Origin of the sequence: Caldichromatium japonicum (assembly GCF_011290485.1) — a bacterium.
GTDB classification, from domain to species: domain Bacteria; phylum Pseudomonadota; class Gammaproteobacteria; order Chromatiales; family Chromatiaceae; genus Thermochromatium; species Thermochromatium japonicum.
In genome coordinates this window covers 2,215,292-2,239,869 of record NZ_CP048029.1, presented here as the reverse complement: position 1 = coordinate 2,239,869, position 24,578 = coordinate 2,215,292, and the positions used below count along the sequence as shown (strand labels likewise).

Annotated in this window: 22 protein-coding genes, 1 other RNA gene and 1 pseudogene; 19 read left to right on the top strand and 5 right to left on the bottom strand. The window is 62.4% G+C overall.

Annotated elements, in window-relative coordinates:
* Positions 1 to 52: 52 nt before the first annotated feature.
* The gene (locus GWK36_RS10860) at positions 53 to 814 is read right to left on the bottom strand and encodes a GNAT family N-acetyltransferase (protein WP_166271151.1); all 762 of its coding nucleotides are present in this window, start codon (positions 812 to 814) and stop codon (positions 53 to 55) included.
* 188 nt (positions 815 to 1,002) lie between these two features.
* Positions 1,003 to 1,683 carry a histidinol-phosphatase gene (locus GWK36_RS10855; protein ID WP_166271150.1) on the bottom strand — a complete coding sequence of 227 codons (681 nt, stop codon included), beginning with the start codon at positions 1,681 to 1,683 and terminating at the stop codon, positions 1,003 to 1,005.
* Between the two features lie 275 nt (positions 1,684 to 1,958).
* Between GWK36_RS10855 and GWK36_RS10850 the strand changes: the two genes are divergently transcribed.
* Together GWK36_RS10850 and ptsP are read left to right on the top strand one after the other, a co-directional pair.
* Complete coding sequence (locus GWK36_RS10850; RefSeq protein WP_166271149.1) at positions 1,959 to 2,501, top strand: RNA pyrophosphohydrolase; 543 nt, start codon at positions 1,959 to 1,961, stop codon at positions 2,499 to 2,501.
* A gap of 158 nt (positions 2,502 to 2,659) precedes the next feature.
* Complete coding sequence (ptsP, locus tag GWK36_RS10845) at positions 2,660 to 4,921, top strand: phosphoenolpyruvate--protein phosphotransferase (protein WP_166272649.1); 2,262 nt, start codon at positions 2,660 to 2,662, stop codon at positions 4,919 to 4,921.
* Positions 4,922 to 4,928: 7 nt separating this feature from the next.
* Here the strand turns inward: ptsP and GWK36_RS10840 are convergent, their stop codons facing one another.
* From GWK36_RS10840 to GWK36_RS10830, 3 genes are read right to left on the bottom strand one after another with little or no spacing between them, the layout of a single operon-like run.
* Entirely contained in the window at positions 4,929 to 6,317 is a 1,389-nt protein-coding gene (locus GWK36_RS10840; protein WP_166271148.1) for an FAD-binding oxidoreductase, read from the bottom strand.
* Positions 6,310 to 6,903, bottom strand: a complete 594-nt coding sequence (locus tag GWK36_RS10835; RefSeq protein ID WP_246237536.1) for a BON domain-containing protein — start codon at positions 6,901 to 6,903, stop codon at positions 6,310 to 6,312. Before GWK36_RS10835 ends, GWK36_RS10840 begins: the two co-directional genes overlap by 8 nt.
* 47 nt (positions 6,904 to 6,950) lie before the next feature.
* Positions 6,951 to 7,322, bottom strand: a complete 372-nt coding sequence (locus GWK36_RS10830) for a YraN family protein (RefSeq protein WP_166271146.1) — start codon at positions 7,320 to 7,322, stop codon at positions 6,951 to 6,953.
* 89 nt (positions 7,323 to 7,411) lie between these two features.
* Between GWK36_RS10830 and rsmI the strand changes: the two genes are divergently transcribed.
* From rsmI to ftsZ, 17 genes and pseudogenes are all read left to right on the top strand, one after another.
* Positions 7,412 to 8,281, top strand: coding sequence for a 16S rRNA (cytidine(1402)-2'-O)-methyltransferase (rsmI, locus tag GWK36_RS10825; RefSeq protein ID WP_166271145.1), 870 nt, complete (start codon positions 7,412 to 7,414; stop codon positions 8,279 to 8,281).
* Positions 8,282 to 8,337: 56 nt separating this feature from the next.
* Positions 8,338 to 8,696, top strand: an RNA gene (rnpB, locus tag GWK36_RS10820) — RNase P RNA component class A.
* A gap of 301 nt (positions 8,697 to 8,997) precedes the next feature.
* Positions 8,998 to 9,487, top strand: a pseudogene (gene mraZ, locus GWK36_RS10815) (division/cell wall cluster transcriptional repressor MraZ).
* A gap of 59 nt (positions 9,488 to 9,546) precedes the next feature.
* Positions 9,547 to 10,470 carry a 16S rRNA (cytosine(1402)-N(4))-methyltransferase RsmH gene (gene rsmH / locus GWK36_RS10810; protein ID WP_425482753.1) on the top strand — a complete coding sequence of 308 codons (924 nt, stop codon included), beginning with the start codon at positions 9,547 to 9,549 and terminating at the stop codon, positions 10,468 to 10,470.
* A complete protein-coding gene (ftsL, locus tag GWK36_RS10805; RefSeq protein WP_166271143.1) occupies positions 10,467 to 10,757 on the top strand; it encodes a cell division protein FtsL in 291 nt (96 codons plus the stop codon). The genes rsmH and ftsL overlap by 4 nt, the downstream gene beginning before the upstream one ends.
* A complete protein-coding gene (locus GWK36_RS10800) occupies positions 10,744 to 12,528 on the top strand; it encodes a peptidoglycan D,D-transpeptidase FtsI family protein (protein WP_210756763.1) in 1,785 nt (594 codons plus the stop codon). Before ftsL ends, GWK36_RS10800 begins: the two co-directional genes overlap by 14 nt.
* A gap of 53 nt (positions 12,529 to 12,581) precedes the next feature.
* Positions 12,582 to 12,788 carry a hypothetical protein gene (locus tag GWK36_RS10795; RefSeq protein ID WP_166271142.1) on the top strand — a complete coding sequence of 69 codons (207 nt, stop codon included), beginning with the start codon at positions 12,582 to 12,584 and terminating at the stop codon, positions 12,786 to 12,788.
* A 45-nt stretch (positions 12,789 to 12,833) separates the two neighbouring features.
* On the top strand, positions 12,834 to 13,916 hold the full coding sequence (gene mraY / locus GWK36_RS10790) for a phospho-N-acetylmuramoyl-pentapeptide-transferase (RefSeq protein ID WP_166271141.1): 1,083 nt from the start codon (positions 12,834 to 12,836) through the stop codon (positions 13,914 to 13,916).
* A complete protein-coding gene (gene murD, locus GWK36_RS10785; RefSeq protein WP_246237535.1) occupies positions 13,916 to 15,319 on the top strand; it encodes a UDP-N-acetylmuramoyl-L-alanine--D-glutamate ligase in 1,404 nt (467 codons plus the stop codon). Before mraY ends, murD begins: the two co-directional genes overlap by 1 nt.
* Before the next feature lie 29 nt (positions 15,320 to 15,348).
* Positions 15,349 to 16,521 carry a putative lipid II flippase FtsW gene (gene ftsW / locus GWK36_RS10780; RefSeq protein WP_166271140.1) on the top strand — a complete coding sequence of 391 codons (1,173 nt, stop codon included), beginning with the start codon at positions 15,349 to 15,351 and terminating at the stop codon, positions 16,519 to 16,521.
* Positions 16,506 to 17,594 carry an undecaprenyldiphospho-muramoylpentapeptide beta-N-acetylglucosaminyltransferase gene (murG, locus tag GWK36_RS10775; RefSeq protein ID WP_166271139.1) on the top strand — a complete coding sequence of 363 codons (1,089 nt, stop codon included), beginning with the start codon at positions 16,506 to 16,508 and terminating at the stop codon, positions 17,592 to 17,594. Before ftsW ends, murG begins: the two co-directional genes overlap by 16 nt.
* Positions 17,591 to 19,015 (top strand): UDP-N-acetylmuramate--L-alanine ligase, encoded by a 1,425-nt coding sequence (murC, locus tag GWK36_RS10770; RefSeq protein WP_166271138.1) that lies wholly within the window; start codon positions 17,591 to 17,593, stop codon positions 19,013 to 19,015. The genes murG and murC overlap by 4 nt, the downstream gene beginning before the upstream one ends.
* A gap of 198 nt (positions 19,016 to 19,213) precedes the next feature.
* Positions 19,214 to 20,098 (top strand): UDP-N-acetylmuramate dehydrogenase, encoded by an 885-nt coding sequence (murB, locus tag GWK36_RS10765; protein ID WP_166271137.1) that lies wholly within the window; start codon positions 19,214 to 19,216, stop codon positions 20,096 to 20,098.
* The gene (locus GWK36_RS10760; RefSeq protein WP_166271136.1) at positions 20,095 to 21,018 is read left to right on the top strand and encodes a D-alanine--D-alanine ligase; all 924 of its coding nucleotides are present in this window, start codon (positions 20,095 to 20,097) and stop codon (positions 21,016 to 21,018) included. The genes murB and GWK36_RS10760 overlap by 4 nt, the downstream gene beginning before the upstream one ends.
* On the top strand, positions 21,015 to 21,806 hold the full coding sequence (locus GWK36_RS10755) for a cell division protein FtsQ/DivIB (RefSeq protein ID WP_166271135.1): 792 nt from the start codon (positions 21,015 to 21,017) through the stop codon (positions 21,804 to 21,806). The genes GWK36_RS10760 and GWK36_RS10755 overlap by 4 nt, the downstream gene beginning before the upstream one ends.
* A 12-nt stretch (positions 21,807 to 21,818) precedes the next feature.
* Positions 21,819 to 23,054 carry a cell division protein FtsA gene (gene ftsA, locus GWK36_RS10750; RefSeq protein ID WP_166271134.1) on the top strand — a complete coding sequence of 412 codons (1,236 nt, stop codon included), beginning with the start codon at positions 21,819 to 21,821 and terminating at the stop codon, positions 23,052 to 23,054.
* A gap of 181 nt (positions 23,055 to 23,235) precedes the next feature.
* Positions 23,236 to 24,396, top strand: coding sequence for a cell division protein FtsZ (ftsZ, locus tag GWK36_RS10745; protein WP_166271133.1), 1,161 nt, complete (start codon positions 23,236 to 23,238; stop codon positions 24,394 to 24,396).
* The last annotated feature ends 182 nt before the right edge of the window (positions 24,397 to 24,578 follow it).

Genomic DNA, 24,578 nt, shown 5'->3' with positions numbered 1-24,578 from the left:
GATCCCTTGCCGTCAAGCTCTCATGCGCCTCATGCCTCTCGGGATTTTTACATTAGAACTCATACCGTTCGAGAAAGTGCCGCGAATAGGCGGGATTCAATTGATCAATATTGAGCAATATCAATACATCCGCAACCCCGAAATCGGGATCGCGGCAGGGTTCGCCACAGACCTTCGCGCCGAGACGGATATAGGTCCGTAAGAGCGGTGGCAGGGGGGCGTCCAAGACCTCATCGGCAACCTGGGTGGTTAACAAGGGAAGCCGTGGTTTGACCCGATACTCTTCTGGTGCCAGGGCCTGGCGGCGCAGCCGATTCATGATCGCCGCCGCTTGCAGGTCGTACTCACCAAGGGGCAGGCTCGCGCAGCCAAAGAGATAATCAAAGCCGTGGATCTGGATGAAGCCTGCCAGACCCGACCAGAGCACCGCGATTGCTGGGCCTTGCCGGAACTCAGTAGCGATGCAGGTCCGTCCCACCTCTAACAGACGCCCGTTGAGCCGCTTGATAGCGCTGAGATCGAATTCACCCTCGGAATAAAAACGCCCGATCTGCTGGGCGCTGGTGTCTGTCAGCAGGCGCGTGCACCCGACAACCCGGCCGGTACGCGAGTCGCGGACCAGGAGATGCTGGCAGTAATCATCGAACTCGTCATGATCATAGCCCGGCTCTCCTTTGAGCTGGGCCCCCATCTCCTCGCCGAAGACCCGGTAGCGTAGCGCCTGCGCCTCGCGGACCGCGGCCCTGGAGGTTGCGATCTCGACATATAAACGCTCGCCGCGTTTGGTGGTAGACGCAGAAACAGACGCGACCATCGAATGTCCTCACCGAGTTACGGGTTACACAATGCCTAGAGAGCTATCATAGGCAGCGAGTGTTACCGATTGATATGAATTCGATGACCGGCGAATGACAGAGGTGCGCTCGCCTGCAGCCGCGCGCTTCCGCCTGCCCCTTGTGCCGACAGAGCAAGGGCTGGGCGGTGCACGGGCAACCTTTGCCCCTAGGTTGCGGGAGATAGCGGCGCATCATCCCGCAGCCACAGGATCGGCCAGGCACGCTCGGCGGCGATCGCCTGGAGCTGAGGGTCGGGATTGACGGCACAGGGGTGATCGACGCGCTCTAAAAGCGGCAAGTCGTTATGTGAGTCGCTATAAAAGAAGCTTCCCTTGAGGTCCAGACGCCGTTCGGCTAACCAATCTTCCAGCCGGATGACCTTGCCCTCGCGAAAGGCGGGGACGCCTTCCACCTCGCCGGTATAGTACCCGTCACGCTCTTCAGGCAGGGTGGCGATGAGGTGTTCGATCCCGAAGCGCGCAGCGATCGGCGCAGTCACAAAGGCATTGGTGGCAGTGATGATGAGCAGGGTATCGCCCGTTGTGCGGTGGCGCTCGACGAGGGCTTGGGCCTGGGGCGTGATCAGGGGGGCGATCATCTCCTCCACGAACCGCGCCCGCAGCGACTCAAGCAACGCACGCGGATGTTCGCGCAAGGGGCGCAGGGCAAAACGCAAGAATGCCCGGATATCCAGGGTCCCCGCGCGATATTCGCGATAAAAACGTTCGTTTTCGTGCTCATACCAGGCACCATCGACCAGACCCTGCTGAACCAGATAGCATCCCCAGAGATAATCCGAGTCGCCGGCAAGGAGCGTATTGTCGAGATCAAAGATTGCAAGCGGCACACCATTGCTTCCAAGTAGAGTTGACAGATCATGCAATCGTCCCAAGAGCGCCGCCTGCTCTGCAAGGGCGGGGGAAGGCAAGAGGTGAGGGATCGGATCGGTGCCGGCATCTGTGCTGGCCCAGCGGTTTCGGCTAGGCGGATGGAGATGGATTGCGCAAGCCAATGATTCAACAAGTGCTTGATTCAAAATCGCTTATATCTGCTGCTAGCTTGCCGCAAACAAGGGGTCTGTGAAAGAATGGGAGCAAGCCACCAGCCAAGGAGAGACCATCCTTGATCGATCACGACGGCTTCAGACCTAATGTCGGCATCATCCTGACCAATCAGGAACGCCGCCTCTTCTGGGGACGCCGCATCGGCCAAAACGCGTGGCAATTTCCCCAGGGCGGCATCAAGGCCCATGAAACCCCAGAACAGGCCCTCTTTCGCGAGCTCCAGGAGGAGGTTGGGCTGCGTGAACAGGATGTCACGATCCTTGGTTGCACCCGCAGCTGGCTGCGTTATCACCTGCCCAAGCGTTATATCCGGCGTCATTGCTGTGGTCCGACCTGTATCGGTCAGAAACAGTTATGGTTCATGCTGCGCGTGCATTGTGGCGACGATGCCTTTTGCCTCAATCGCACGGCCAAGCCCGAGTTCGACGCCTGGCGCTGGGTCAGATATTGGCAGCCGCTCTATGAGGTCGTGTATTTCAAACGCCACGTCTATCAGCAGGCCCTTGAAGAGCTGGCGCCGCTCCTCTATCCAGAGGGGGTACCGGAACCCTATCCATATCATATGGGCCGACCGGACGTGTTACGGCATGGTTATTTGTGAGCGTCTCTCACGCGATGATCCTGCAATCTGTCTTCTCCAGTCCGGCGGGGCCTTACCCAGTTAGGGGTGGCGCAATCACTCAGTTATTAAAACAGGGATAGGTCTAGTAAGACGTGTCTGAGCAGCCCTCCCCCCTGGGGCCCGTGGCCTCACCGAGCGTGCTCGGTTCATTGCGTCGGATCGTTCATGAGGTCAACGACGCCCCCGATCTCGAGCAGGCGCTCTCGATCATCGTGCGGCGAGTCAAGCAGGTGGTCGGGGCGGATGTCTGCTCGGTCTATCTCAACGACTATGAACATCAGCGCCATGTCCTCCAAGCCACGGACGGTCTGCCGCAGGAGGCGGTGGGCCGGGTACGCATTGAGCTGGGGCGCGGACTGATCGGTTTGGTCAGCGAGCGCGCCGAGCTCATCAGTCTCGATGACGCTGCCAACCACCCGCGCTATGAGTGCATCATCGACAGTGGCGAGGAACGCTATCATGGCTTCCTCGGCGCTCCCATCATCCAGAACCGCAAGGTGCTAGGTGTTTTGGTGCTGCGCCAGCGCCAGCGCCGTCATTTCGGCGAGGACGAAGTTACCTTCGTCATGACCCTGGCCTCGCAGTTGGCGGGGGCCATCACCTATGCTCGCACCAGCGGAGAATTGATGCGCCTGCAAGAAGGCGGCATGCCCCAGCGTTTCCTGCCCGGCTTGGCCGCCTCGCCGGGGATCGGCATCGGTCAGGCAGTGGTGGTCTATCCGCCCGCCGATCTCGACGCGGTGCCCGACCGGATTGCCGAGAATATCGAGGCCGAGGTCGAAGGATTTCAGCGTGCCCTGAGTGCAGTGGCGCAGGATCTCGAGCGTTTTGCCGGACGCAGCCGCGACCATCTCGCCTCCGAGGACCTGGCCCTGTTCGATGCCTGGCGTCTGATGCTCAAGAGCGACACCCTCATCGATGGAACCCTGGCGCGCATCCGTGCTGGCAATTGGGCGCCCAGTGCCTTGCGTGAGACCATCGCCGAACATGCGCGCGTCTTCGAAGCGATGGAAGACCCCTATCTGCGCGAGCGCGCCGCCGATGTCCGCGACCTGGGCCGCTGCATCCTCATGCATCTGCAAAACCGCGTGGCAATACCTATCCACTACCCGCCCCAGACCATCTTGGTCGGCGAGGAGCTCAACGTTATGCAGATCGCTGCCGTCCCGCGCGAGCGTCTGGTCGGGATCGTCTCGACCATGGGTTCGGGCTCGTCCCATATCGGCATCCTGGCTCGCGGCATGGGGGTACCGGCGGCCATGGGGGTTGCCGATCTGCCGGTTAGCCGGGTCGAGGGGCGAGAGATGGTAGTGGATGGCTATCGCGGGCGGGTCTATATCTCGCCGGGGCCGGCGGTGCGCGCCGAATATCAGCGGCTCGCCGCCGATGATGCCGCCCTGACCAACGAGTTGCAGGCCCTGCGCCATCTGCCTGCGGAGACCACCGATGGCTATGTGATCCCTTTATATCTCAACACTGGGCTGGTTTCCGAAAGCCGCCCCCTGGGGATCGAGGAATCCGCAGGTGTGGGGCTCTATCGTACCGAGCTCCCCTTCATCGTGCGCGACAGCTTCCCGAGCGAGGCGGCGCAGATGTCCAATTATCGCCATGTCCTCGAGCTCTTCGCACCCCGCCCGGTGACCATCCGCATGCTCGATGTCGGCGGCGACAAACCGTTGCCCTATTTCCCGATGCATGAGGCCAATCCGTTTCTGGGCTGGCGCGGTATCCGCATCACCCTGGATCAGCCCGAGATCTTTCTCACCCAGGCGCGCGCCCTGCTGCGAGCGGCGATCGGTTTAGACAATCTCCAGATCCTGATCCCTATGATCAGCACCGTCGGCGAGGTCGATGATGCCTTGTCGCTGATCCGGCGCGCCCATGACGAGCTTCTGGAAGAGGGGTATCAGGTGCGGATGCCGCCGGTGGGGATCATGATCGAGGTCCCAGCGACGGTCTATCAGGTCGAGGTCTTGGCGCGGCGGGTCGATTTCCTGTCGGTCGGGACCAATGATCTTACCCAGTATCTCTTGGCCGTCGATCGCAATAACCCCCATGTCGCCAAGCTCTATAACGAATATCACCCGGCGGTCTTGCGCGCCCTCGTCCAGATCGTCAACGGGGCTAGGGTCTATGGGCGCGAGGTCAGCGTCTGCGGTGAGATGGCCGGCGATCCCCTAGCGACCTATTTGTTACTTGGGATGGGCGTCCACAGCCTGAGCATGGGCGCGGGTAGCCTTTTACGGGTCAAGAAGGTCATCCGCAGCATCAGCCGTGCCCGTGCGCGCGAGATCCTCGGTTTGGCCCTGCAATGCGAGGATACCAAGTCGGTACGGCGTTTATTGATCGAGGCACTTGAAGGTGTCGGGCTCGGCGGTCTGGTGCGTCCTGGGCGCTGACTGTACGTCAGGCAAGGGGCAACGTCTTGCCCGGGTTGAGGATGCCCTGGGGATCAAACTGGGACTTGATCGCCCGCATCAGGTCGAGGGCGATCGGGTCGAGCTCTTTGCCGACGAAGGCGCGCTTCTCTAAGCCCACCCCGTGCTCGCCCGACAAGGTTCCGCCCAGACGCAAGACCAAGGCAAAAACCGCCTCGAGACACTGGGCTGCGCGTTCGACCTGCGCAGGATCATCGGGATCGATAAGCAGATTGACATGGAGATTGCCATTGCCGGCGTGGCCAAAATTGACGATGCGAATGCCGCTCTCCTGTCCGAGCTGGGTCAGCCCATCGACGAATTTGCCCAACTGCGAGACGGGGACGACGACGTCCTCGTTAATCTTTTTCGGCGCGATCTGGCGCAGGGCAGGGGAGAGCGCCTTGCGCACCTGCCAGAGCGCCGCCACCTCGGCAGCGGTCTGGGCAAGCCTGAGTTCAAGCAACCCAGAGAGGCGCGCCGCCTCGACAACCGCTTTCTGGGCCTCATCGATACAAGAGGCTGGGCCATCGACCTCGATCATCAACAGCGCCCCTGTGTCCTGGGGGAGATCGAGTTCGCTCTGGGAGCGGGCAAGGGCGATCGCGGTGCTATCCATAAACTCGAGCGCACAGGGCAAAACTGGCTGGGCCATGAGCGCTGAGACGGCGCGGGCTGCGGTATGGACGTCGGTATAGGCCGCGCGCAGGGTGCGTTTGGCCTCAGGCAGGGGGGTCAGCTTCAGGGTCGCCTCGGTGATGATGGCTAGGGTGCCTTCCGAGCCGATGAGCAGGCGCGTGAGGTCATAGCCGACGACACCCTTGGTCGTCAGCACGCCGGTTTGGAAGATGGCGCCGGTGCCGTTGACCGCGCGCAACCCCAGGGTGTTCTCGCGCGGTGTGCCATATTTGACCGCGCGCGGACCTGCCGAGTTATAGGCCAGATTGCCACCGATGGTGCAGACGGCCGCGCTGGTCGGATCGGGGGGCCAAAAGAAGCCTGCCTGACCGACTGCCTGCTGGAGGCGGGCATTGGTCAGGCCCGGTTCGACGATGATCAGCCGGTCCTCGGGGGCGAAGCGGCGGATGCGATCCATGCGCTCGAAGGACAACACGATTCCGCCGCGATCGGGCACGGTCGCGCCCGTGGTCCCGGTCCCTCGACCGCGCGCGATCAGCGGTAATCCGGTGTCGGCGCATAAACGGACCAGGCGGGCGATCTGCGCCTCATCGCGGGCGAAGATCACCGCCTGGGGTAAGGCCTGACGGCGGCTGTTGTCATAGCCATAGGGCCAGCAGTCGGCAGGATCGGTCAGGAGCGCATCAGGTCCGGCGATGCGCGCGAGTTCGGCCCGCAGGCCAGGGGTGAGATCAGGCATGGGGTATCCACTCCTCGAAGAGTAAGATCACAGTGCGCACCCCAGGGATATGACGGGTCCGTTCGGCGACTTGCTCGGCCTCTTGGCGGGTGACCAGGCCGAGGAGATAGACCACCCCGTCTGCTACGACCGGCTTGATACGCGTCGGGTCAAAATCGGGGAGGGCGATGCCCGCGAGTTCCAAGCTGATCCGCGCAGCGAGCGCCCGATCTTCGGCCTGACGGGCCAAAGACAGCAGTGGGCCGATCCGGATCTCGTCGATCACCCGCTCAACCTTGGGCAGGCGGCTGATCCGGTCGGCGGCGCGGTGCGCTAGTTGGTGCGACTCGGCCTGACCGGTCAGCAAGACAGTGCGATTGTAGCTATGGATCGCAATGCGGGCGCCGCGTTCAAATGCGGCATCCTCAGCGAGTAGCTTGTGAGCAGCGAGCTCGATCTGCCGGTCATCAAGGATGGTTTGGGGCAGGCGGCGATCATGCAAGACCGCAGCGCCAGCCACCGCTGCCCCACCGACGATCAAAGGGGCGCAGCCTGAGGTCAGCGCCGACAGGACCAGATAAAGGAATATCTCCGCAGCGGTCCGCAAGGCACACCAGGGGGCAGATTGGACAAGCCTCGGCCGTGCCCAGCAGTTTATAGACTGAATGCCTGCTTGATCCATTGGATCTCGTCCTTTGGTCCGATCGCCACCACATCGAAGCGGCAGGCTAGTGAGGTCGGATGACGCATGAGATAATCCCGCGCCGCCTGGATCAGGCGCTGCTGTTTGTGGGTGTCGACGCTCGCTGCAGCGCCGCCAAACTGGGCTGAGCGCCGGTAGCGCACCTCGACGAAGACCAAAACTGCCGCGTCGCGCATCACCAAATCGATCTCGCCAAAGCGACAGCGATGGTTGCGCGCGATCAGCACCAACCCCTGAGCCAGCAAGAATGACTCGGCCAACAGCTCCTTCTGTTGTCCAAAGATGCGTCGGTCGGGTTGGCGAGGCTGGTCAGGACTGCTCATGGCGTAAGGTTTATTGTGCTGGTGATGAGACGAGTCGGTTGTGGCTGTTGTCAATTATTTGGACCAAGAGAATAGAAGGGCAGGGGGCGATGCCAGGGCACAGCGGAATACTCTATGTGGTGGCTACACCGATCGGCAATCTCGCGGATCTGAGTGCACGCGCGCGTCGGGTGCTGGGGGAGGTCTCTGCGATCGCTGCCGAGGATACGCGCACCACGCACCAATTACTCAACCATCTCGGGATTGCGACCGAACTGATCGCCTATCATGAGCACAACGAATCCGCCATGATGCCCAGGCTGTTGGCGCGGTTGGCCGCAGGCGAGGATCTGGCCTTAGTCGCGGAGGCCGGCACCCCCTTGATCAGCGATCCGGGGTATCAATTGGTCGCGGCGGCACGGGCACAGGCGATCCGTGTTGTCCCTATCCCCGGGGCAAATGCCGCGATCTGTGCGCTGTCTGCAGCGGGTCTGCCCAGCGATCGCTTTTTGTTCTTGGGGTTTCCACCGCGCACCCAGTCGCGCCGCCGTACCTGGATCGAAGGGGTCGCCAATGAGCCTGGAACCCTCATCCTCTATGAAAGCCCGCACCGTATCCTCGAGACATTGGCAGATCTGCGGATGGTCCTCGGCGATGGCCGGCGTATCGTGCTCGCCCGCGAGCTGACCAAGCGCTTTGAGACCTTTCTCTCCGGTTCGGCGAGCGAACTGATCGCACAGCTAGAGGTCGATGCCGATCAACGTCGGGGCGAATTGGTGATCCTGGTCGAGGGCTGCCCATCTGCCGACCTCCAGGGCCTCTCGCCTGAGGTCCAGCGTACCCTGCGCATCCTAGCGGATGCCTTTCCACTCAGCCAGGCCGCTGCCCTGACCGCCCGTTTGACCGGTGTGCGTAAATCTGACCTCTATCGCTTTGGCCTAGAGCTCGGATTTGGTGCTAGCCAGGCAGAGGCGCCTTGATGGGCCGCAGCAGGCGGATTGGCACAAGGCGGCGCGATTTTGCTATCCTCTGGACGGGAGTTGGCCAGACAGTCGCCCCTTGCGTCAGGAAGGGGAGGAAAGTCCGGGCTCCACCGGGCAGGGTGCCAGGTAACGCCTGGGGGACGCGAGTCCACGGACAGTGCCACAGAAAACAAACCGCCGGTTCCGCCGGTAAGGGTGAAAAGGTGCGGTAAGAGCGCACCGCGTTGGTGGTAACATCAACGGCAGGGTAAACCCCACCCGGAGCAAGACCAAATAGGGGGACGGGCAGCAGCGATGCTGCAACGCGCGGCCCGCGCGTGTCCCCGGGTAGGTCGCATGAGGCGCACGGCGACGTGCGTCCAAGATGAATGACTGTCCTCGACAGAACCCGGCTTATCGGCCAACTCCTACCCCATCTCTATTCCCCTGCGCTTGACCCATCCCCTCCCCAAGGCCACCTCAATCAGAATAAGCCTTTTATTTTTATAATCTTATAAAGATATTCTCAAGTCCTTGGTTGAAAATGGATTCTATGAATCTGAATCCGGAGATGTTTTTTATCTAAGATCATACTGAAGATTTGTTTTGTAACTCGCTGATGGACAAGAAAAAGTCCGATGGTTTCTTGACGCTGTCCCTGTCATTTTTCTAAGATGGGCCAAAGTGGGTCAAGGTGGGGAGCCAGGGGCGCCGCGCAGCAAGATGTTCATGGGATGTTTCGGGGCATCACGATCTTCCATCTCGATACCAAGGGGCGATTGGCGATCCCCGCACGGTATCGTGAGCGCCTTGAGACGCTTGCGGGCGGGCGGTTGGTCATCACGGTGGATCGCGATCGCTGTCTGCTCCTGTATCCAGAATCCGAGTGGGAGATCATCGAGCGCAGATTGGCGGCGCTTCCTGCATTCGACCCGACTGTGCGTGCCCTCCAGCGTCTCTATCTAGGCAATGCCCAGGATGTAGAGCTCGACGCCCAGGGACGCATCCTGATCCCATCCCATTTACGTAAATTCGCAGCGCTGGATAAACAGATCGCCTTCGTGGGGCAAGGTGTCAAGTTGGTGTCAAGTTTGAGATCTGGGATGAAGCGGCCTGGCAGGCGCGGATGGATGCGGCCTTCACGATTTGCAGGTGATCGAACTGGCCAAGGCAGCCGGACTGGGCGACCTGGTTTGTGAGCTTGGTGACATCGCCCCAACCTGATCATCCCGCCCCCAGAGCAATCGGTGCGCAGGAAGCGCGTTGATCAAGAGACATCGCCGTTGTCGCATCAATCCGTATTACTCGAGGAAGCCGTGTCTGCCCTGGTACTACAAGCAAATGGCATCTATGTCGATGGTACCTTCGGGCGGGGCGGCCATAGCCGCGCCATCCTCTCCCGCTTGGATGCCGCAGGGCGCTTGCTTGGGCTCGATCGCGATCCCGAAGCGGTTACAGCGGGGGAATTGTTGGCCGCATCCGACCGGCGTTTTACGATCCGTCAGGGCTCATTTGCCGAGCTCAATCGTCTGCTCGATCAGTCTGGTCTGACCGGTCCGGTGCACGGCCTGCTGCTGGATCTGGGGGTGTCCTCGCCCCAATTGGATCAACCCGAGCGCGGGTTTAGCTTTATGACCGATGGGCCGCTCGATATGCGCATGGACCCACACCAAGATGAATCGGCCGCCGACTGGCTGGCCCGTGCCACTCAGGACGAGATCGTACAGGTATTGCGTAACTTCGGTGAGGAGCGTTTTGCCGGGCGGATCGCACGGGCCATCGTCACGGCGCGCGCCCGCGAATCCCTCCGTACCACTCGCCAATTGGCCGATCTGGTGGCGCGCACTGTCCCGACCCGTGAGCCCGGCAAGCACCCGGCGACGCGCACCTTTCAGGCCCTGCGTATCCAGGTCAATCGCGAACTGGATGCATTGAGCCGCTGTCTGGACCAGATCGTTGAGCGCCTTGCAGTTGGAGGGCGACTCGTCGTGATCAGTTTTCACTCGCTTGAAGACCGTCTCGTCAAGCATTTTATCCGCCGCGAGGCGCAAGGTCCGAGGCTCCCCAAATGGGCAGCGGTTCAGGGCCCCATGGTGGGGGGACGTCTGCGTCCGGTCGGCAAGGCGGTGCGTCCTTCGGTGCAAGAGGTCACTGGCAATCCGCGGGCGCGCAGCGCCATCATGCGGGTCGCCGAGCGCCTGCCATGACCCACGCGCGGATGCTGGTTATCTTGAGCCTGATCGCCGCGGTCCTGTCAACGGCGATGGCCGTGATCTATGTGAAGTATCTGACCCGTATCCATTTCGTGCGGTTGCAAGAGCTGCGTGCCCAGCGCGATGCGATCGATATCGAATGGAACCGTTTGCGTCTCGAAGAAGCGGCCTTGTCCACCCATGTCCTCGTCGAGCGCAAGGCCCGGCGCGAACTGGGGATGTTTGCCCCCCGCGCGGGGGATGTGCTTTTGATCGAGGGTCCTGGTCATGATCAGCCTTGATTGGCGCCATCCCCGCATGTCGCGGGCGCCGCTTCAGCCCCGTTCGGCGCCGGATCTGCGCCTACGCCGCCGCCTGCTGATGCTGGGCCTGGCTGTAGCCTTTGGTATCCTGACCGCTGGGGTCTTTTATCGCCAGGTGATTCAAAACGAGTTCCTCCAGCGTGAAGGCGAGGCGCGTTATCTGCGCGATGCGGTCATTCCGGCGCGGCGCGGGATCATCACCGATCGCAATGGTGAGCCCCTCGCCGTCAGTACCCCGGTCGAGACCGTCTGGTGCGATCCGCGCAGACTGGTCAATCAGCCTGACAGGATCATCCTGCTTGCGCGCACCCTCGATCTCGACCCCGCCTTTCTGCGCGATCGGATCGAGGCCAACCGCGATAAGGGCTTTCTCTATGTCAAACGGCGCATCAGTCTCGATGAGGCGCAAGCCCTTCGGTCAGTGATCGCCAAACACAGGATTGAAGGCATCGATTTCGAGAATGAATATCGCCGTTTCTATCCGGGCGCCGAGGTCTTTGCCCATGTCATCGGCTATACCAACATCGAGGATCGAGGTCAGGAAGGGATCGAGCTGGCCTATGACCGCATCCTCAAGGCCGAGCCTGGGCTCAAGCGGGTCATTCAGGATGGGCGCCGGCGCGCCGTGCAAGAGGTCGAACAGGTCCGTCCGGCGCGCCCTGGACACGATCTTGCCCTCACCCTGGACCGGCGCCTGCAATATCTGGCCTATCGCGAGCTCAAGGCTGCGGTCACTGAGCATCGTGCCAAAGGGGGCAGTCTGGTGGTGCTTGATGTGGCCAGCGGCGAGGTCCTGGCTATGGTTAATCAGCCGAGTTTCAACCCGAACAGCGAGCGCAACTCAAACCCTGAGCGCCGGCGTAATCGCACCCTGACCGACCTGATGGAGCCCGGTTCGACGCTCAAGCCCTTTGTGGTCGCTGCTGCCCTGGAAACCGGGGTCATCACCCCAGCGAGCCATTTTTCGACCGAGCCTTATACTGTGGCTGGCAATGTGGTGCGCGATGTCCACAATTACGGCACTCTCGACGTCACCGGTATCATCACCAAATCGAGCAACGTCGGGGCGGTCAAGATTGCCCAGAAGATGAGCTATGAAACCCTCTGGAGGCTGTATGACCGCCTGGGGTTTGGTCATACCACTGGGATAGGTTTTCCGGGCGAAAGCCCAGGGCGCCTACGGCATTACTCGACCTGGCGACCTTTCGAGCATGCCACCCATGCCTTCGGCTATGGCCTGTCGGTCACCCCTATGCAACTGGCCCAGGCCTATCTGGTCCTAGCCGCCGACGGGGTTAAGCGCCCGTTGACCCTGCTCAAACGCGATCCCTCGATGCGACCCGAGTCGCCATCCGGCGTCCGTATCCTGAGCCGCGAGACGGCCCAGCGGCTGCGCGCCATGATGGAGACCGTGGTCTCGGAGCAGGGGACCGCAAAATTGGCGATGATCCCAGGCTACCGGGCCGCTGGTAAGACAGGCACCGCCAAAAAGTCTGCGGGCCACGCCGGCTATGCCAGCAACCGCTATCAATCGGTCTTTGCCGGATTCGTCCCCGCCCACCAGCCGCATTTCGTGATGGTGGTCATGATTGACGAGCCGAGCGCCGGCGAATACTACGGGGGGGTGGTGGCCGCGCCTATCTTTCAGCGAGTGATGGAGGGTGCCTTGCGCCTCTTCAACGTCCCACCAGATAACCCGGCGCCTTCCATGCTGCTCGCGGCGCAACACAACCAGGGGGTCAAGCCATGAGGTGGAGAGGAGATATTCGGCGCGGGGAGACCCTTGCCCGGAGGCCATCTACCATGTGGACATTGACCCAAGCCTTCGGCCCAGGCGCCGAGCACTATGCTGACTCGTCCGTACTCCGCAATCGCCTCAGCACCGAGCTTCGGCCTGGGGATCGGCTGCTGGTCAAGGGATTGCGCGCGGCGCGGATGGAACAGATCGTTGCGGCGCTTTGCACTGCCTTTGATCCTCCGGCTCAGCCGACAGAGCCCGATGTTCAGTAGCGCTGGACCGAGACGATTCCAAGATAGGAACAGAATCAAGCCAACATGATGCTGTATCTCACCGACTGGCTCGCCCTGTTTCACAAGGGGTTCTCGGTCTTTCATTATCTGACCCTGCGCGCCATCCTCAGCGTCCTCACCGCCTTGACAATTGCCCTCCTGATCGGGCGACCTATGATCCGGCGGCTGCGCGTCTATAAGATCGGCCAGACGGTGCGCAACGATGGCCCGCAGAGCCATCTCGCCAAGTCCGGCACCCCGACCATGGGTGGGGCGCTGATCCTGGTCGCGGTGACTGCTGCCACCCTGCTATGGTCTGAGCTCGATAATCGCTATGTCTGGATCGCCTTGCTGACCAGCCTGGCCTTTGGGCTGATCGGCCTGGTCGACGATTACAAAAAGCTCATCAAGCGCGACCCGAGGGGCCTGCCCGCGCGCTGGAAGTATTTCTGGCAGACGGTCTGCGGCTTTGTGGCAGCCATCGCCCTGTATGTCACCGCCACCTCGCCGGCCGAGACCGCCCTGTTGATCCCCTATACCAAGGACCTCGCCATCCAGCTCGGTCCCTGGTTCATCCTGTTGACCTATTTCGTGATCGTGGGGGCGAGCAATGCCGTCAATCTCACCGATGGACTGGATGGGCTTGCCATCATGCCGACCGTCCTGGTCGCAGGTGCGCTGGGGGTCTTTACCTATGCCGCGGGCCACTCGCAGATCGCCAACTATCTTCTGATCCCCTATCTGCCCCAGGTCGGGGAACTGGTGGTCTTTTGCGCCGCCCTGGTGGGGGCGGGGCTGGGTTTTTTGTGGTTCAACGCCTATCCTGCCCTGGTCTTCATGGGCGACGTCGGTGCCCTGGCGCTGGGTGCAGCGCTGGGGGTGGTAGCGGTCGCCGCACGTCAGGAGCTGGTGCTCTTTGTCATGGGCGGGGTCTTCGTTGCCGAGACCGTCTCGGTGATGCTGCAGGTGCTGTCGTTCAAGCTCACCGGTAAGCGGATCTTCCGCATGGCGCCCCTGCATCATCATTTCGAGCTCCAGGGCTGGCCTGAACCCAGGGTCATCGTCCGTTTCTGGATCATGACCGTGGTGCTGGTGCTGATCGGTCTGGCGAGCCTCAAGATCCGGTGATGGCCATGACGCCCTTTGCGCCTCTGCCTCCTGAGACCACCGCAGCCGCTGGCCGCGCCTGGCATGAGGGCCCTTTCATCCTCGTCCTGGGCATAGGCAAGACCGGGCTCTCCTGTGCCCGTTATCTGCGCGCCCAGGGCGCATCCGTCGCGGTGGCCGACACCCGCGTCCAGCCGCCCTGCCTCGATGCCCTGCGCGCCGAGCTCCCCGAGGTGCCGGTGTTTCTGGGCGGTTTTACCCCCGAGGTCTTTGCCCGTGCCACGGAGTTCATCCTAAGCCCTGGGGTGCCCCTCAGCGAGCCGCTCGTCCAAGAATCCCTAGCGCGCGGGATGCCGGTGCGAGGTGACATCGCGCTCTTTGCCCAGGCGGCTCAGGCCCCGATCTGTGCCATCACGGGCTCAAACGGCAAGAGTACGGTCACTACCCTGGTCGGGGAGATGGCTGCCCGCGCTCTGCAGCGGGTGGCGGTCGGCGGCAATCTCGGGACGCCGGCGCTCGATCTCCTGGATCCGGGGGTCGAGCTCTATGTCCTGGAGCTATCGAGTTTTCAGCTCGAGACCACCGAGGGACTAGCACCACAAGCGGCAGCCGTGCTCAATCTCTCGCCCGACCATCTCGATCGGTATGCGAGTCTGGATGACTATGCCCAGGCCAAGGCGCGGATCTATCGGGATGCGCGGGTCGCGATCGTCAACCGCGATGACCCGATCGTCGCGGCCATGCCCAGGGCCGCCGAGCGCGAGATTGGCTTTACCCTGCGCGAGCCCCAGGGTACTGATTTCGGCCTGCGCCGCTCCCGGGGACAAATCTGGTTGTACCAGGGCGAACGCCCGCTCATGCCTGCCGCCGAGGTGCGTCTAGCGGGCCGGCACAATCTCGCCAATGCGCTCGCTGCCTTGGCGCTTGCCGATGCCTGCAGCATCCCCGAGGCGATCGCTTGCGCGGTGCTGCGCGAGTTCGCGGGGCTACCCCATCGCTGCGTCCTGGTCGCCGAGCGCCAGGGGGTGCGCTGGTATGACGACTCCAAGGGCACCAATCCGGGGGCAACCATTGCGGCGCTCGAGGGATTGCTGCCTGAGGATGCGACAGGCCGGGTCGTGTTGATCGCTGGCGGTCTCGCCAAGGGCGCCGACTTTTCCCCGCTGCGCGACCCCGTTCGGCGTGCGGCGCGGGCTGTCATTTTGATCGGCCAGGATGCGCCTCTGATCGCAGCCGCCCTGGATGGCGCTGCACCCCTGGTCAGGGCCGCCGATCTGGATGAGGCAGTGCATCTCGCCGACACCTGGGCGCGTCCGGGCGATTGTGTCCTGCTCTCACCGGCCTGTGCCAGCTTCGATATGTTCGCCAACTATGAGCACCGCGGTCGGGCCTTCGCTGAGGCGGTGTTGAGGCTGCCGACATGAAGGTTACGGCGAAAGGGCCGGAGGGCCGCATGCGCAGCCCAGGGCGCCTCCGCCAGCTGGCGCCTTTGGATTATCCATTGCTCCTCGGGGCGTTGGGTCTGCTTGCCTTCGGCTGGGTGATGGTCACCTCGGCCTCGCTGTCGATCGCCGAGTCCTGCTGTCACAACCCCTTTTATTATTCGCTGCGTCATGCCTTGGCCCTGGGATTGTCCCTTGCCCTAGGGGGACTGGCCTATCGGGTGCCTCTGGGCTGGTGGGAACGGCATGGTACTTGGCTATTTCTGGTCAGTACCCTGGTCCTGATCCTGGTGTTGATCCCTGGGCTCGGGCGTACGGTCAACGGCGCCACCCGCTGGATCCCGCTGGGCCCGCTCAATCTCCAGCCATCTGAGTTCGTCAAGCTGTTTGCGATCGTCTATGTTGCAGGTTATCTGGTGCGGCATGCCGACAAGGTCGTCAATCGGCTCTCGGGTTTTATCCGTCCCCTGATCCTGGTCGGGATCGCTGCTGCCCTGATTCTGATGCAACCCGATTTTGGCACCACCGCTGTCATGTTGGCCACGGTGATGGGGATGCTCTTTCTCGGTGGGGCGAGCCTGTTGCCCTTCATCGTTCTGCTGGGGATTGTCGGTCTGGGTTTTATCCTCTTGGTGATCTTTTCGCCCTATCGTCTGGAGCGGGTGAGTTCATTCCTCAATCCCTGGGAGGACCCATTCAATTCGGGTTATCAGCTCAGTCAGGCGCTGATCGCCTTCGGGCGCGGTGAATGGGTCGGGGTCGGCCTGGGCAATGGCATCCAGAAGCAATACTTCTTGCCCGAGGCCCATACTGATTTCCTGGCCTCGGTGATCGGTGAGGAGCTGGGACTGGTCGGGATGCTGGTCCTAATCGCCGCATTCGTCTTTATCACCTGGCGCGCCCTGGGGATCGGCGCCCGTGCCGAATCTATGCAGCGTCCGTTCGATGCCTATCTGGCCCAGGGGATTGGGTTGTGGATCGGTCTGCAATCCTTCATCAATATCGGGGTCAACATCGGCATCCTGCCGACCAAGGGGCTGACCTTGCCCTTCATGAGCTATGGCAGCAATAGCCTGATGGTCGGTTGTATGGCGATCGGGCTGTTGCTGCGCATCGACGCCGATTTGCGTCGCCTCGAGCTCGACGGTTACCGGAAGACGAAGACACCATGGGCCAGCGTATAGCGATCCTGGCCGGGGGGACCGGCGGACATATCTTTCCCGCCTTGGCGGTGGCCGAGATGTTGCGCCAGGCAGGCGCCGAGGTTTTCTGGGTAGGGACACGCGCCGGCATGGAGGCGCGCCTGGTCCCCGAGCAGGGATTGGCGATCGAATGGATCGGGATCGAGGGGGTGCGCGGCAAGGGTGCGGGCGCCTGGCTAAAAGCGCCCATGCGTCTAGGTCGGGCCGTGGGCCAAGCGCATGCCATCCTGCGTCAGCAACAGCCAGGTGCGGTACTGGGGATGGGCGGTTTCGTCTCAGCCCCCGGGGGCCTGGCTGCGCAACTCCTTGGCATCCCGCTCCTCATCCATGAACAAAACAGTATCCCTGGATTGGCCAATCGCCTGCTGGCGCATATCGCCGACCGGGTATTCGAATCCTTTCCAGGCAGTTTTCCGTCCAGACGCGGGGCGATCCTGAGTGGTAACCCCGTGCGCCAAGCGATCATCGAGCTGCCGCCTCCTGAGGAGCGCATGCAGGGACGCACGGGTCCAGCGCATCTCTTGGTCCTGGGTGGATCCTTGGGTGCTCAGGCGTTGAACCGCACGCTGCCCCAGGCGCTTGCCCTGTTGGATCCCGCCAAGCGTCCACTGGTGCTTCATCAGGCTGGCGAGCGTCTGCTTGCAGAGGCGCAGGCCGCCTATCAGGCGGCTGGTCTTACGGCCGAGGTCGTCCCCTTTATCCGCGACATGGCTGCAGCCTATGCCTGGGCCGATCTGGTGGTCTGCCGCGCCGGCGCCCTGACCGTCTCCGAGCTTGCTGCCGCTGGGCTGGGCGCCATCCTGGTGCCCTATCCCTATGCCGTCGATGATCACCAGCGGGCCAATGCCCGTTATCTCGCCGAGGCAGGGGCGGCGCGCTTGATCATTCAGCAGGAGCTGACCCCCGAGCATCTTGCCGCTACCTTAAGGCCGCTCCTGGCCGATCGTGCAGCCTGCCTGTCCCTGGCCCAGGCAGCACACCGGCTTGCCCGGCCCCAGGCGGCGGCCGAGATCGCCTCGGCCTGTCTGGAACTGGCCGCAGGGAGGGATGTATGAGCGTCCAGCGTCATTCAGCAGCTCGCATGGGACGGGTGCGTCAGGTGCACTTCGTCGGGATCGGCGGTGTCGGAATGAGCGGGATTGCCGAGCTCATGACCAATCTTGGCTATGACGTGAGCGGTTCGGATCTGCGCGACAGCGAGGTCACTCAGCACCTGCGCGCACTCGGCATCCAGGTCTTCATCGGACACCGCCCAGAGCAGGTCCAGGAGGCCGATGCCGTGGTGGTCTCGAGCGCCATCGATGAAAGCAACCCCGAGATCGGCGCTGCGCGTGCTCGGCGGGTGCCCATCGTGCGTCGCGCCGAGATGCTGGCTGAGCTTATGCGTTTTTATTACGGCGTCGCGGTCGCTGGGACCCACGGCAAGACCACGACGACCAGCCTGATCGCAAGCCTCCTTGCCGAGGGCGGTCTGGACCCGACCTTTGTCATCGGCGGCCGGCTCAATAGCGCTGGTGCCAATGCCCGGCTAGGGACCAGCCAATATCTGGTCGCCGAGGCAGATGAGAGCGACGCCTCATTCTTATATCTCCAGCCGATGCTTGCGGTGGTCACCAACATCGATGCCGACCACATGCACACCTATGGCAATGATTTCGAGCGGTTGCGCCAAACCTTCAGGGAGTTTCTCCATCATCTGCCTTTCTATGGCCTGGCGGTGCTCTGTCTCGATGACCCCGAGGTGCGCGCCTTGATCCCCCAGGTCTCGCGTCCGGTGCGTACCTATGGCACCGTACCCGAGGCCGACCTGCGTGCCACGGCCATCCAGATCCAGGGGATGCATAGCTATTTTCGGGTCGAGGGTGAAGGGCTCGATCAACCCCTGGAGCTCATGCTCAATCTGCCGGGCCGGCACAATGTGCTCAATGCCCTGGCAGCGATCAGCGTGGCCTTGGAACTCGGCGTCGGGATCGAGGCGATCGCTCGCGGGCTTGCCCATTTCCAGGGGGTCGGGCGGCGTTTCGCGGCGCATGCAGTGACTGACCCCCAAGGTCGGCAGTTACTTGTGGTCGATGACTATGGTCATCATCCGCGCGAGTTAGCGGCCATCCTTGATGCAGCGCGCGCCGGCTGGCCGGGGCGGCGTGTCGTCCTGGTCTTTCAGCCGCATCGCTATACCCGCACCCAAGAACAATTCGAGGATTTTGTCGCGGTCCTTTCCAGCGCCGATGCCCTGGTCTTGTGTGAGGTCTATCCGGCAGGCGAACAGCCGATCCCGGGCGCCGATGGCCGCGCCTTGAGCCGTGCTATCCGGATGCGCGGTGCCATCGACCCGATCTTCGCCCAGGAGCTGGATGAAATCCCAGGGCTCTTGGCCAATCTGCTGCGCGACGGTGACATCCTGCTCATCGCCGGGGCAGGGGACATCGGACGCCTAGCCGCGCGTCTGCCCCAATTGATCGAGCGAGGTCTATGAGGACAGTATGAACATCGAACCGAGATCTCAGCATTTGCGCGTCCGCTTGGTCATGGGATGCTTGGTCATGGGATGCGGTGAGTCGCTGTGTTCGCCCCTGCTCCCGCCTCTGAGCGGTCCTGGCACGCTCAGGGTCCTGGCTGACTCACCGTCAACTCGCTCCAAGGCGCAGACGCAGACAAGCAGAGGTTCTGCCCGATGATGGCATTGCGCGGTGTCTGGCAATACGATGAACCTCTGGCGCGCTATACCACCTGGCGGGTCGGCGGGCCAGCGCGTCGGCTCTATCGCCCGGCAGACCTCGATGATGCCGCTGCCTGCATCCGCCAGCTCTCGCCCGATGAGCCGGTCCTCTGGCTGGGTCTGGGCAGCAATGTCCTGATCGATGATGCCGGTTTTCCCGGGACCGTGATCCTAACCGCCGGCGCCTTGAATGGTCTGGCGCGGCGCGGGGAGACGCGGTTATATGCCGAGGTAGGGGTCCCCAGCGCGCGCTTAGCCCGCTTGGCGGCGCACCAGGACCTGCGTGGGATCGAGTTCTTGGCCGGCATCCCCGGGACCCTGGGTGGTGCCCTGGCCATGAATGCCGGCGCCTGGGGGAGCGAGACCTGGAGCTTTGTGGATCGGGTCTGGACGCTTGATCGTTGGGGACAGATCCGTGAGCGCCTAGCCACCGACTACCGCCCCGGCTATCGCCAGGTTCAGGGGCCGGATGGCGAATGGTTCCTAGCCGCCGAGCTCGTTCTCACCCTCGGTGATGGCGCTGCCGGTTTGGCCCAGATCCGCGAGCTACTTGCGCGCCGCGCCGCGACTCAGCCGGTCGGCCAACCGAGTTGCGGCTCGGTTTTTCGCAATCCGCCGGGCGATTATGCCGCGCGTCTGATCGATGCGGCGGGGCTCAAGGGCCTGCGGATCGGCGGTGCTGAGGTCTCGGAGAAACATGCCAATTTCATCATCAACCGCGGCGGGGCGCGGGCAAGCGACATCCGGCGGCTGATCGACCTTGTCCAGGAAACCGTTGAACGTCGCACCGGAGTACGCCTAGTCCCCGAGGTACGTGCCCTGTTCGGAGAGATGCAATGAACCTCGATGCGCCAAAACGCTTTGGTAAGGTGGCCCTATTGCTGGGCGGACGCGCTGCCGAGCGCGAGGTCTCGCTCAAGGGCGGGCAGGCGGTGTTTGCGGCGCTCAAACGGCGGGGCGTTGTGGTCGAGGCGATCGATCCCGACGAGACCGTGCTTGAGCAGTTGCGCACCGGCGGGTTTGACCGGGTCTTCATCATGCTGCATGGGCGCGGCGGCGAGGATGGCCAGATCCAGGGGGCGCTCGAGACCCTCGGTCTGCCCTATACCGGATCGGGCGTGCTCGGGTCTGCGCTCGGGATGGACAAATATCGCTGCAAGCTCATCTGGGCCGGCTGTGGCCTGCCGACCCCTGAGTTTGCGCTGTTGCGCGAGGAGAGCGATCTCGATCAGGCCGCGGCGCTCGGGTTTCCCTTGATGATCAAACCCGTCCATGAGGGATCGAGCATCGGCATGTCCAAGGTGGATACCCCCGAGGCGCTCGCAGCGGCCTGGCAACTGGCAATGCGCTATGACACCTGGGTGTTGGCCGAGCGCTGGATTCAGGGCATGGAACTGACCTGCGCCATCCTGGGTAAGGAGGCACTACCCCTGATCCGGCTGGAGACACCGCATGCCTTTTATGACTATGACGCCAAATATCATGCAACGACCACCTGCTACCACTGCCCAAGCGGTCTACCTGAAGACCAGGAAAGCAGCTTGCGCACCCTGGCGCTACGTGCCTTTACCGCAATCGGGGCAAGCGGCTGGGGGCGGGTCGATCTGATGCTCGATGGATCGGGTCAGCCCTATCTACTCGAGGTCAATACGGTCCCGGGCATGACCGATCATAGTCTGGTCCCGATGGCTGCCCGCGCCGCGGGGATCGATTTTGATGAGCTGGTCTGGCGCATCCTGGAGACGAGTCTCTCCTTATGATCGGCCAACCGACCCGCCCAGCAGGCCTTGGCACTGTCTCTGCCTCGGCAGGGCAGGGGCGTTTGCGCGCCCTGCTCGGGCTGTTAATCCTCGCGACCTTGGCCGGTCTAGGCTGGTTACTGATCCATTGGGAGCCGCGCCTGTTGCCGATTCGGGTCATTCAGATCGAGGGCGGGATCCATCACTACTCATCCCAGCAGCTCCAGGAGCGTCTGACTCAGCGCCTGCAAGGGGGCATCCTCACGGCGGATCTGCGTGCGCTCAAGGACGCAGCCGAAGATCTGCCTTGGATCGCGCATGCTAGCCTGCGCCGAGTCTGGCCGGATACCCTGCGCGTCACAATCGAGGAATACCGGCCCATTGCTCGTTGGAACCGCGACGGCTTGGTCACTGCCGAGGGAGTGGTCTTTCGTCCCCAGGGGGCCGGTGCCCAGGTCAATCTGCCCCTATTGGAAGGAGAGGACAAGCGTGCCTCTGAGGTTGTCATGCGCTATCTACAATGGCAGACCGCGCTGGGGCGGATCGGTCAGGGTATCCAGCGTTTAGGGGTCGATGCGCGCGGCGATTGGCGGCTGACGCTGGCCTCAGGGGTGGAGCTGCGTTTGGGGACCACCCAAATCGAGGAGCGTCTGGCGCGTTATCTGGCCAGCGCGCGCCAACTCGAGGCCGTCGGGCGTCCAGCAACGGTCGATCTGCGCTATAGCAATGGCTTTTCGGTGAAATGGGCGCCACAGGCCGATACTAGGGTCCGGATGGATCCCCAGCGCGTGGCGCGCATGGGTCAGTGAGGATCAATCCGCATGTCGCGACGTCATGACAAACATCTGCTGGTCGGTCTGGACATCGGGACCTCGAAGGTCGCTTGCCTGGTTGGTGAGCTCAAGGACGACGATCAGATCGAGATCCTCGGGTTCGGGACCCATCCGTCGCGGGGCTTGAGGCGGGGGGTCGTGGTCGATATAGAATCGACCGTCCAGTCGATCCAGCGGGCGGTCGAGTCGGCCGAGCTCATGGCCGACTGTCAGATCCATTCGGTCCATGCGGGGATCGCCGGCAGCCATATCCGCAGCCTCAATTCACATGGCATCACAGCGATCAAGGATCATGAGGTCAATCAGGCCGATGTCGATCGGGTCATCGAGGCGGCGCGCGCGGTTGCTATCCCCACGGATCAAAAGATCCTGCACATCTTACCGCAAGAGTTCATCATCGATGACCAGGAAGGCATCCGTGAGCCGATCGGGATGTGCGGGGTGCGCCTGGAGGCGCGGGTGCACATGGTGACCTGCGCGGCGAGCGCTGCGCAAAACATCGTCAAATGCATCCGCCGCTGTGGCCTGGAGGTCGATGACCTGGTCCTGGCCCAGTTGAGCTCGAGCTATGCCGTACTCACCGAGGACGAAAAGGAGCTCGGGGTATGTGTGGTGGATATCGGCGGCGGGACCACGGATCTTGCCGTCTTCACCGATGGCGCCATCCGCCATACCGCAGTGATCCCGATCGCCGGCGATCAGGTCACCAATGACATTGCCGTGGCCCTACGCACACCGATCCAGTACGCCGAGCAGATCAAGATCAACCACGCCTGCGCCCTGACCCAGCTTGCTACCAATGGGGACAGTATCGAGATTCCGAGCATCGGCGATCGCCCGCCGCGCCGCCTGTCGCGCCAGATCTTGGCCGAGGTCGTCGAGCCTCGGTATGAAGAACTTTTGACCCTGTTGCACAATGAACTCAGACGTAGCGGTTTCGAGGACATCATCGCCGGTGGGGTTGTGCTGACTGGTGGCAGTGCCAAGATGGAGGGACTCATTGATCTAGCCGAGCGGGTCTTTCAGATGCCGGTGCGCCTGGGTGCGCCGATGCGGGTGCTGGGGCCAGCGGACGTGGTTGGCAACCCTATCTATTCCACGGGCGTGGGACTGTTGATGTATGCCCGCCAACATCGTTTCGCCCAGCGTGCCGAGGTTGGGGATCATCATGGTTTGAAGGGCCTGTGGTCGCGCTTGCGTCAATGGTTTCAAGGAAACTTTTGATCCCGCCGGCAGATCGCGCTCAGTACTGTGGCCTGCCGCGGGTCGGGTCGATAGGACGGCGAAAAGTGGACGAGACGCAGCCGAAGTCTCGTTTGCGTCGGGGGCGATCCCGGGCATCTACCGCCTTGGATCAGAGATCAAGTCTGAAACGGCGTCCAGATGACGCCGAGGAGCGGCTCTCATGTTCGAATTGATGGATACCCATAGTCAGAATGCAGTGATCAAGGTCATCGGGGTCGGAGGCGGCGGCAGCAATGCGGTCAACCACATGGTGGCCTCGACCATCGAAGGCGTCGAGTTCATCTGCGCCAATACCGACGCCCAGGCCCTGCGCCACTGCAATGCCAAGACCCTGTTGCAGCTCGGGGCCAATATCACCAAGGGGCTTGGCGCCGGCGCCGATCCCAATGTTGGACGCCACGCCGCGCTTGAGGATCGCGATCGCATCCAAGACGCACTGGCCGGCGCCGATATGGTCTTCATCACCGCCGGTATGGGCGGCGGTACCGGCACCGGGGCTGCACCCATCGTCGCCCAGGTCGCCAAAGAGCTCGGGATCCTGACCGTAGCCGTGGTCACCAAGCCGTTCCCCTTTGAAGGGACAAGGCGGCGGCGTATCGCCGAGGAGGGGATCGCCGAGCTTGCCCAATATGTCGATTCGCTCATCACTATCCCCAATGAAAAGCTGTTGTCCGTTCTTGGCAAGGACGTCAGCCTGCTCGATGCCTTCAAAGCCGCCAACGATGTCCTATTGAACGCTACTCAGGGCATCGCTGAACTGATCACCTGCCGCGGTTTGATCAACGTCGACTTTGCCGACGTCAAGACCGTCATGTCTAACATGGGCGTGGCCATGATGGGCACAGGCTCGGCGCGCGGCGAGAACCGTGCCCGCGCTGCTGCCGAGGCCGCCATCAAGAGCCCGCTGCTCGAGGACATCGATCTGGCCGGCGCCAAGGGCATTCTGGTCAATATCACAGCGGGATCGAGCCTAACGATTGGCGAGTTCAATGAGGTGGGCGAGACAGTACGCGACTTTGCCGATGATGATGCCACCGTGGTGGTGGGCACTGTGGTCGATCCTGAGCTCGAGGACGAGCTGCGCGTGACCGTGGTGGCCACGGGTCTGGGCGATCGGCGGGTCAAGATCAAGCGGCCCATTGGGGAGTCGCCGGTGCGCCTGGTTGCTGGCGATGGGGATGAGCCTGATTACCGCGAGCTCCAGCGCCGCCCGACCGTGCATCGTAAGAGCAGTCCTGCGGCGGCCTTGGCCGATAAGGGCGATGAGGCCGACCTCGATTATCTCGACATCCCGGCGTTTTTGCGCCGTCAAGCCGATTGAACTTGGAAAAATAAACTTTTTAAAACAATGATATAGAGGGATCTTTCTATGATATCTTGAAAAAGATTCGGGAAAACCCTAATATCAAGATCATGCCGCAGTCCCGATCCCGCATCGATTGCCAGAGGTGCAGCGGTGACTGTTTTCTGCCCGTTGGTCCTGATGTTTCGTTGGGAGTCCCG

Coding starts and splice junctions, on each gene's coding strand:
- ftsW (WP_166271140.1), top strand. CDS start 15,349: ATGCGCAGCCCAGGGCGCCTCCGCCAGCTGGCGCCTTTGGATTATCCA.
- GWK36_RS10760 (WP_166271136.1), top strand. CDS start 20,095: ATGAACCTCGATGCGCCAAAACGCTTTGGTAAGGTGGCCCTATTGCTG.
- murD (WP_246237535.1), top strand. CDS start 13,916: ATGGCCATGACGCCCTTTGCGCCTCTGCCTCCTGAGACCACCGCAGCC.
- ftsA (WP_166271134.1), top strand. CDS start 21,819: ATGTCGCGACGTCATGACAAACATCTGCTGGTCGGTCTGGACATCGGG.
- rsmI (WP_166271145.1), top strand. CDS start 7,412: ATGCCAGGGCACAGCGGAATACTCTATGTGGTGGCTACACCGATCGGC.
- GWK36_RS10795 (WP_166271142.1), top strand. CDS start 12,582: ATGTGGACATTGACCCAAGCCTTCGGCCCAGGCGCCGAGCACTATGCT.
- murB (WP_166271137.1), top strand. CDS start 19,214: ATGATGGCATTGCGCGGTGTCTGGCAATACGATGAACCTCTGGCGCGC.
- GWK36_RS10830 (WP_166271146.1), bottom strand. CDS start 7,322: ATGAGCAGTCCTGACCAGCCTCGCCAACCCGACCGACGCATCTTTGGA.
- murG (WP_166271139.1), top strand. CDS start 16,506: ATGGGCCAGCGTATAGCGATCCTGGCCGGGGGGACCGGCGGACATATC.
- GWK36_RS10860 (WP_166271151.1), bottom strand. CDS start 814: ATGGTCGCGTCTGTTTCTGCGTCTACCACCAAACGCGGCGAGCGTTTA.
- murC (WP_166271138.1), top strand. CDS start 17,591: ATGAGCGTCCAGCGTCATTCAGCAGCTCGCATGGGACGGGTGCGTCAG.
- ftsL (WP_166271143.1), top strand. CDS start 10,467: ATGACCCACGCGCGGATGCTGGTTATCTTGAGCCTGATCGCCGCGGTC.
- GWK36_RS10800 (WP_210756763.1), top strand. CDS start 10,744: ATGATCAGCCTTGATTGGCGCCATCCCCGCATGTCGCGGGCGCCGCTT.
- GWK36_RS10840 (WP_166271148.1), bottom strand. CDS start 6,317: ATGCCTGATCTCACCCCTGGCCTGCGGGCCGAACTCGCGCGCATCGCC.
- GWK36_RS10755 (WP_166271135.1), top strand. CDS start 21,015: ATGATCGGCCAACCGACCCGCCCAGCAGGCCTTGGCACTGTCTCTGCC.
- mraY (WP_166271141.1), top strand. CDS start 12,834: ATGATGCTGTATCTCACCGACTGGCTCGCCCTGTTTCACAAGGGGTTC.
- ftsZ (WP_166271133.1), top strand. CDS start 23,236: ATGTTCGAATTGATGGATACCCATAGTCAGAATGCAGTGATCAAGGTC.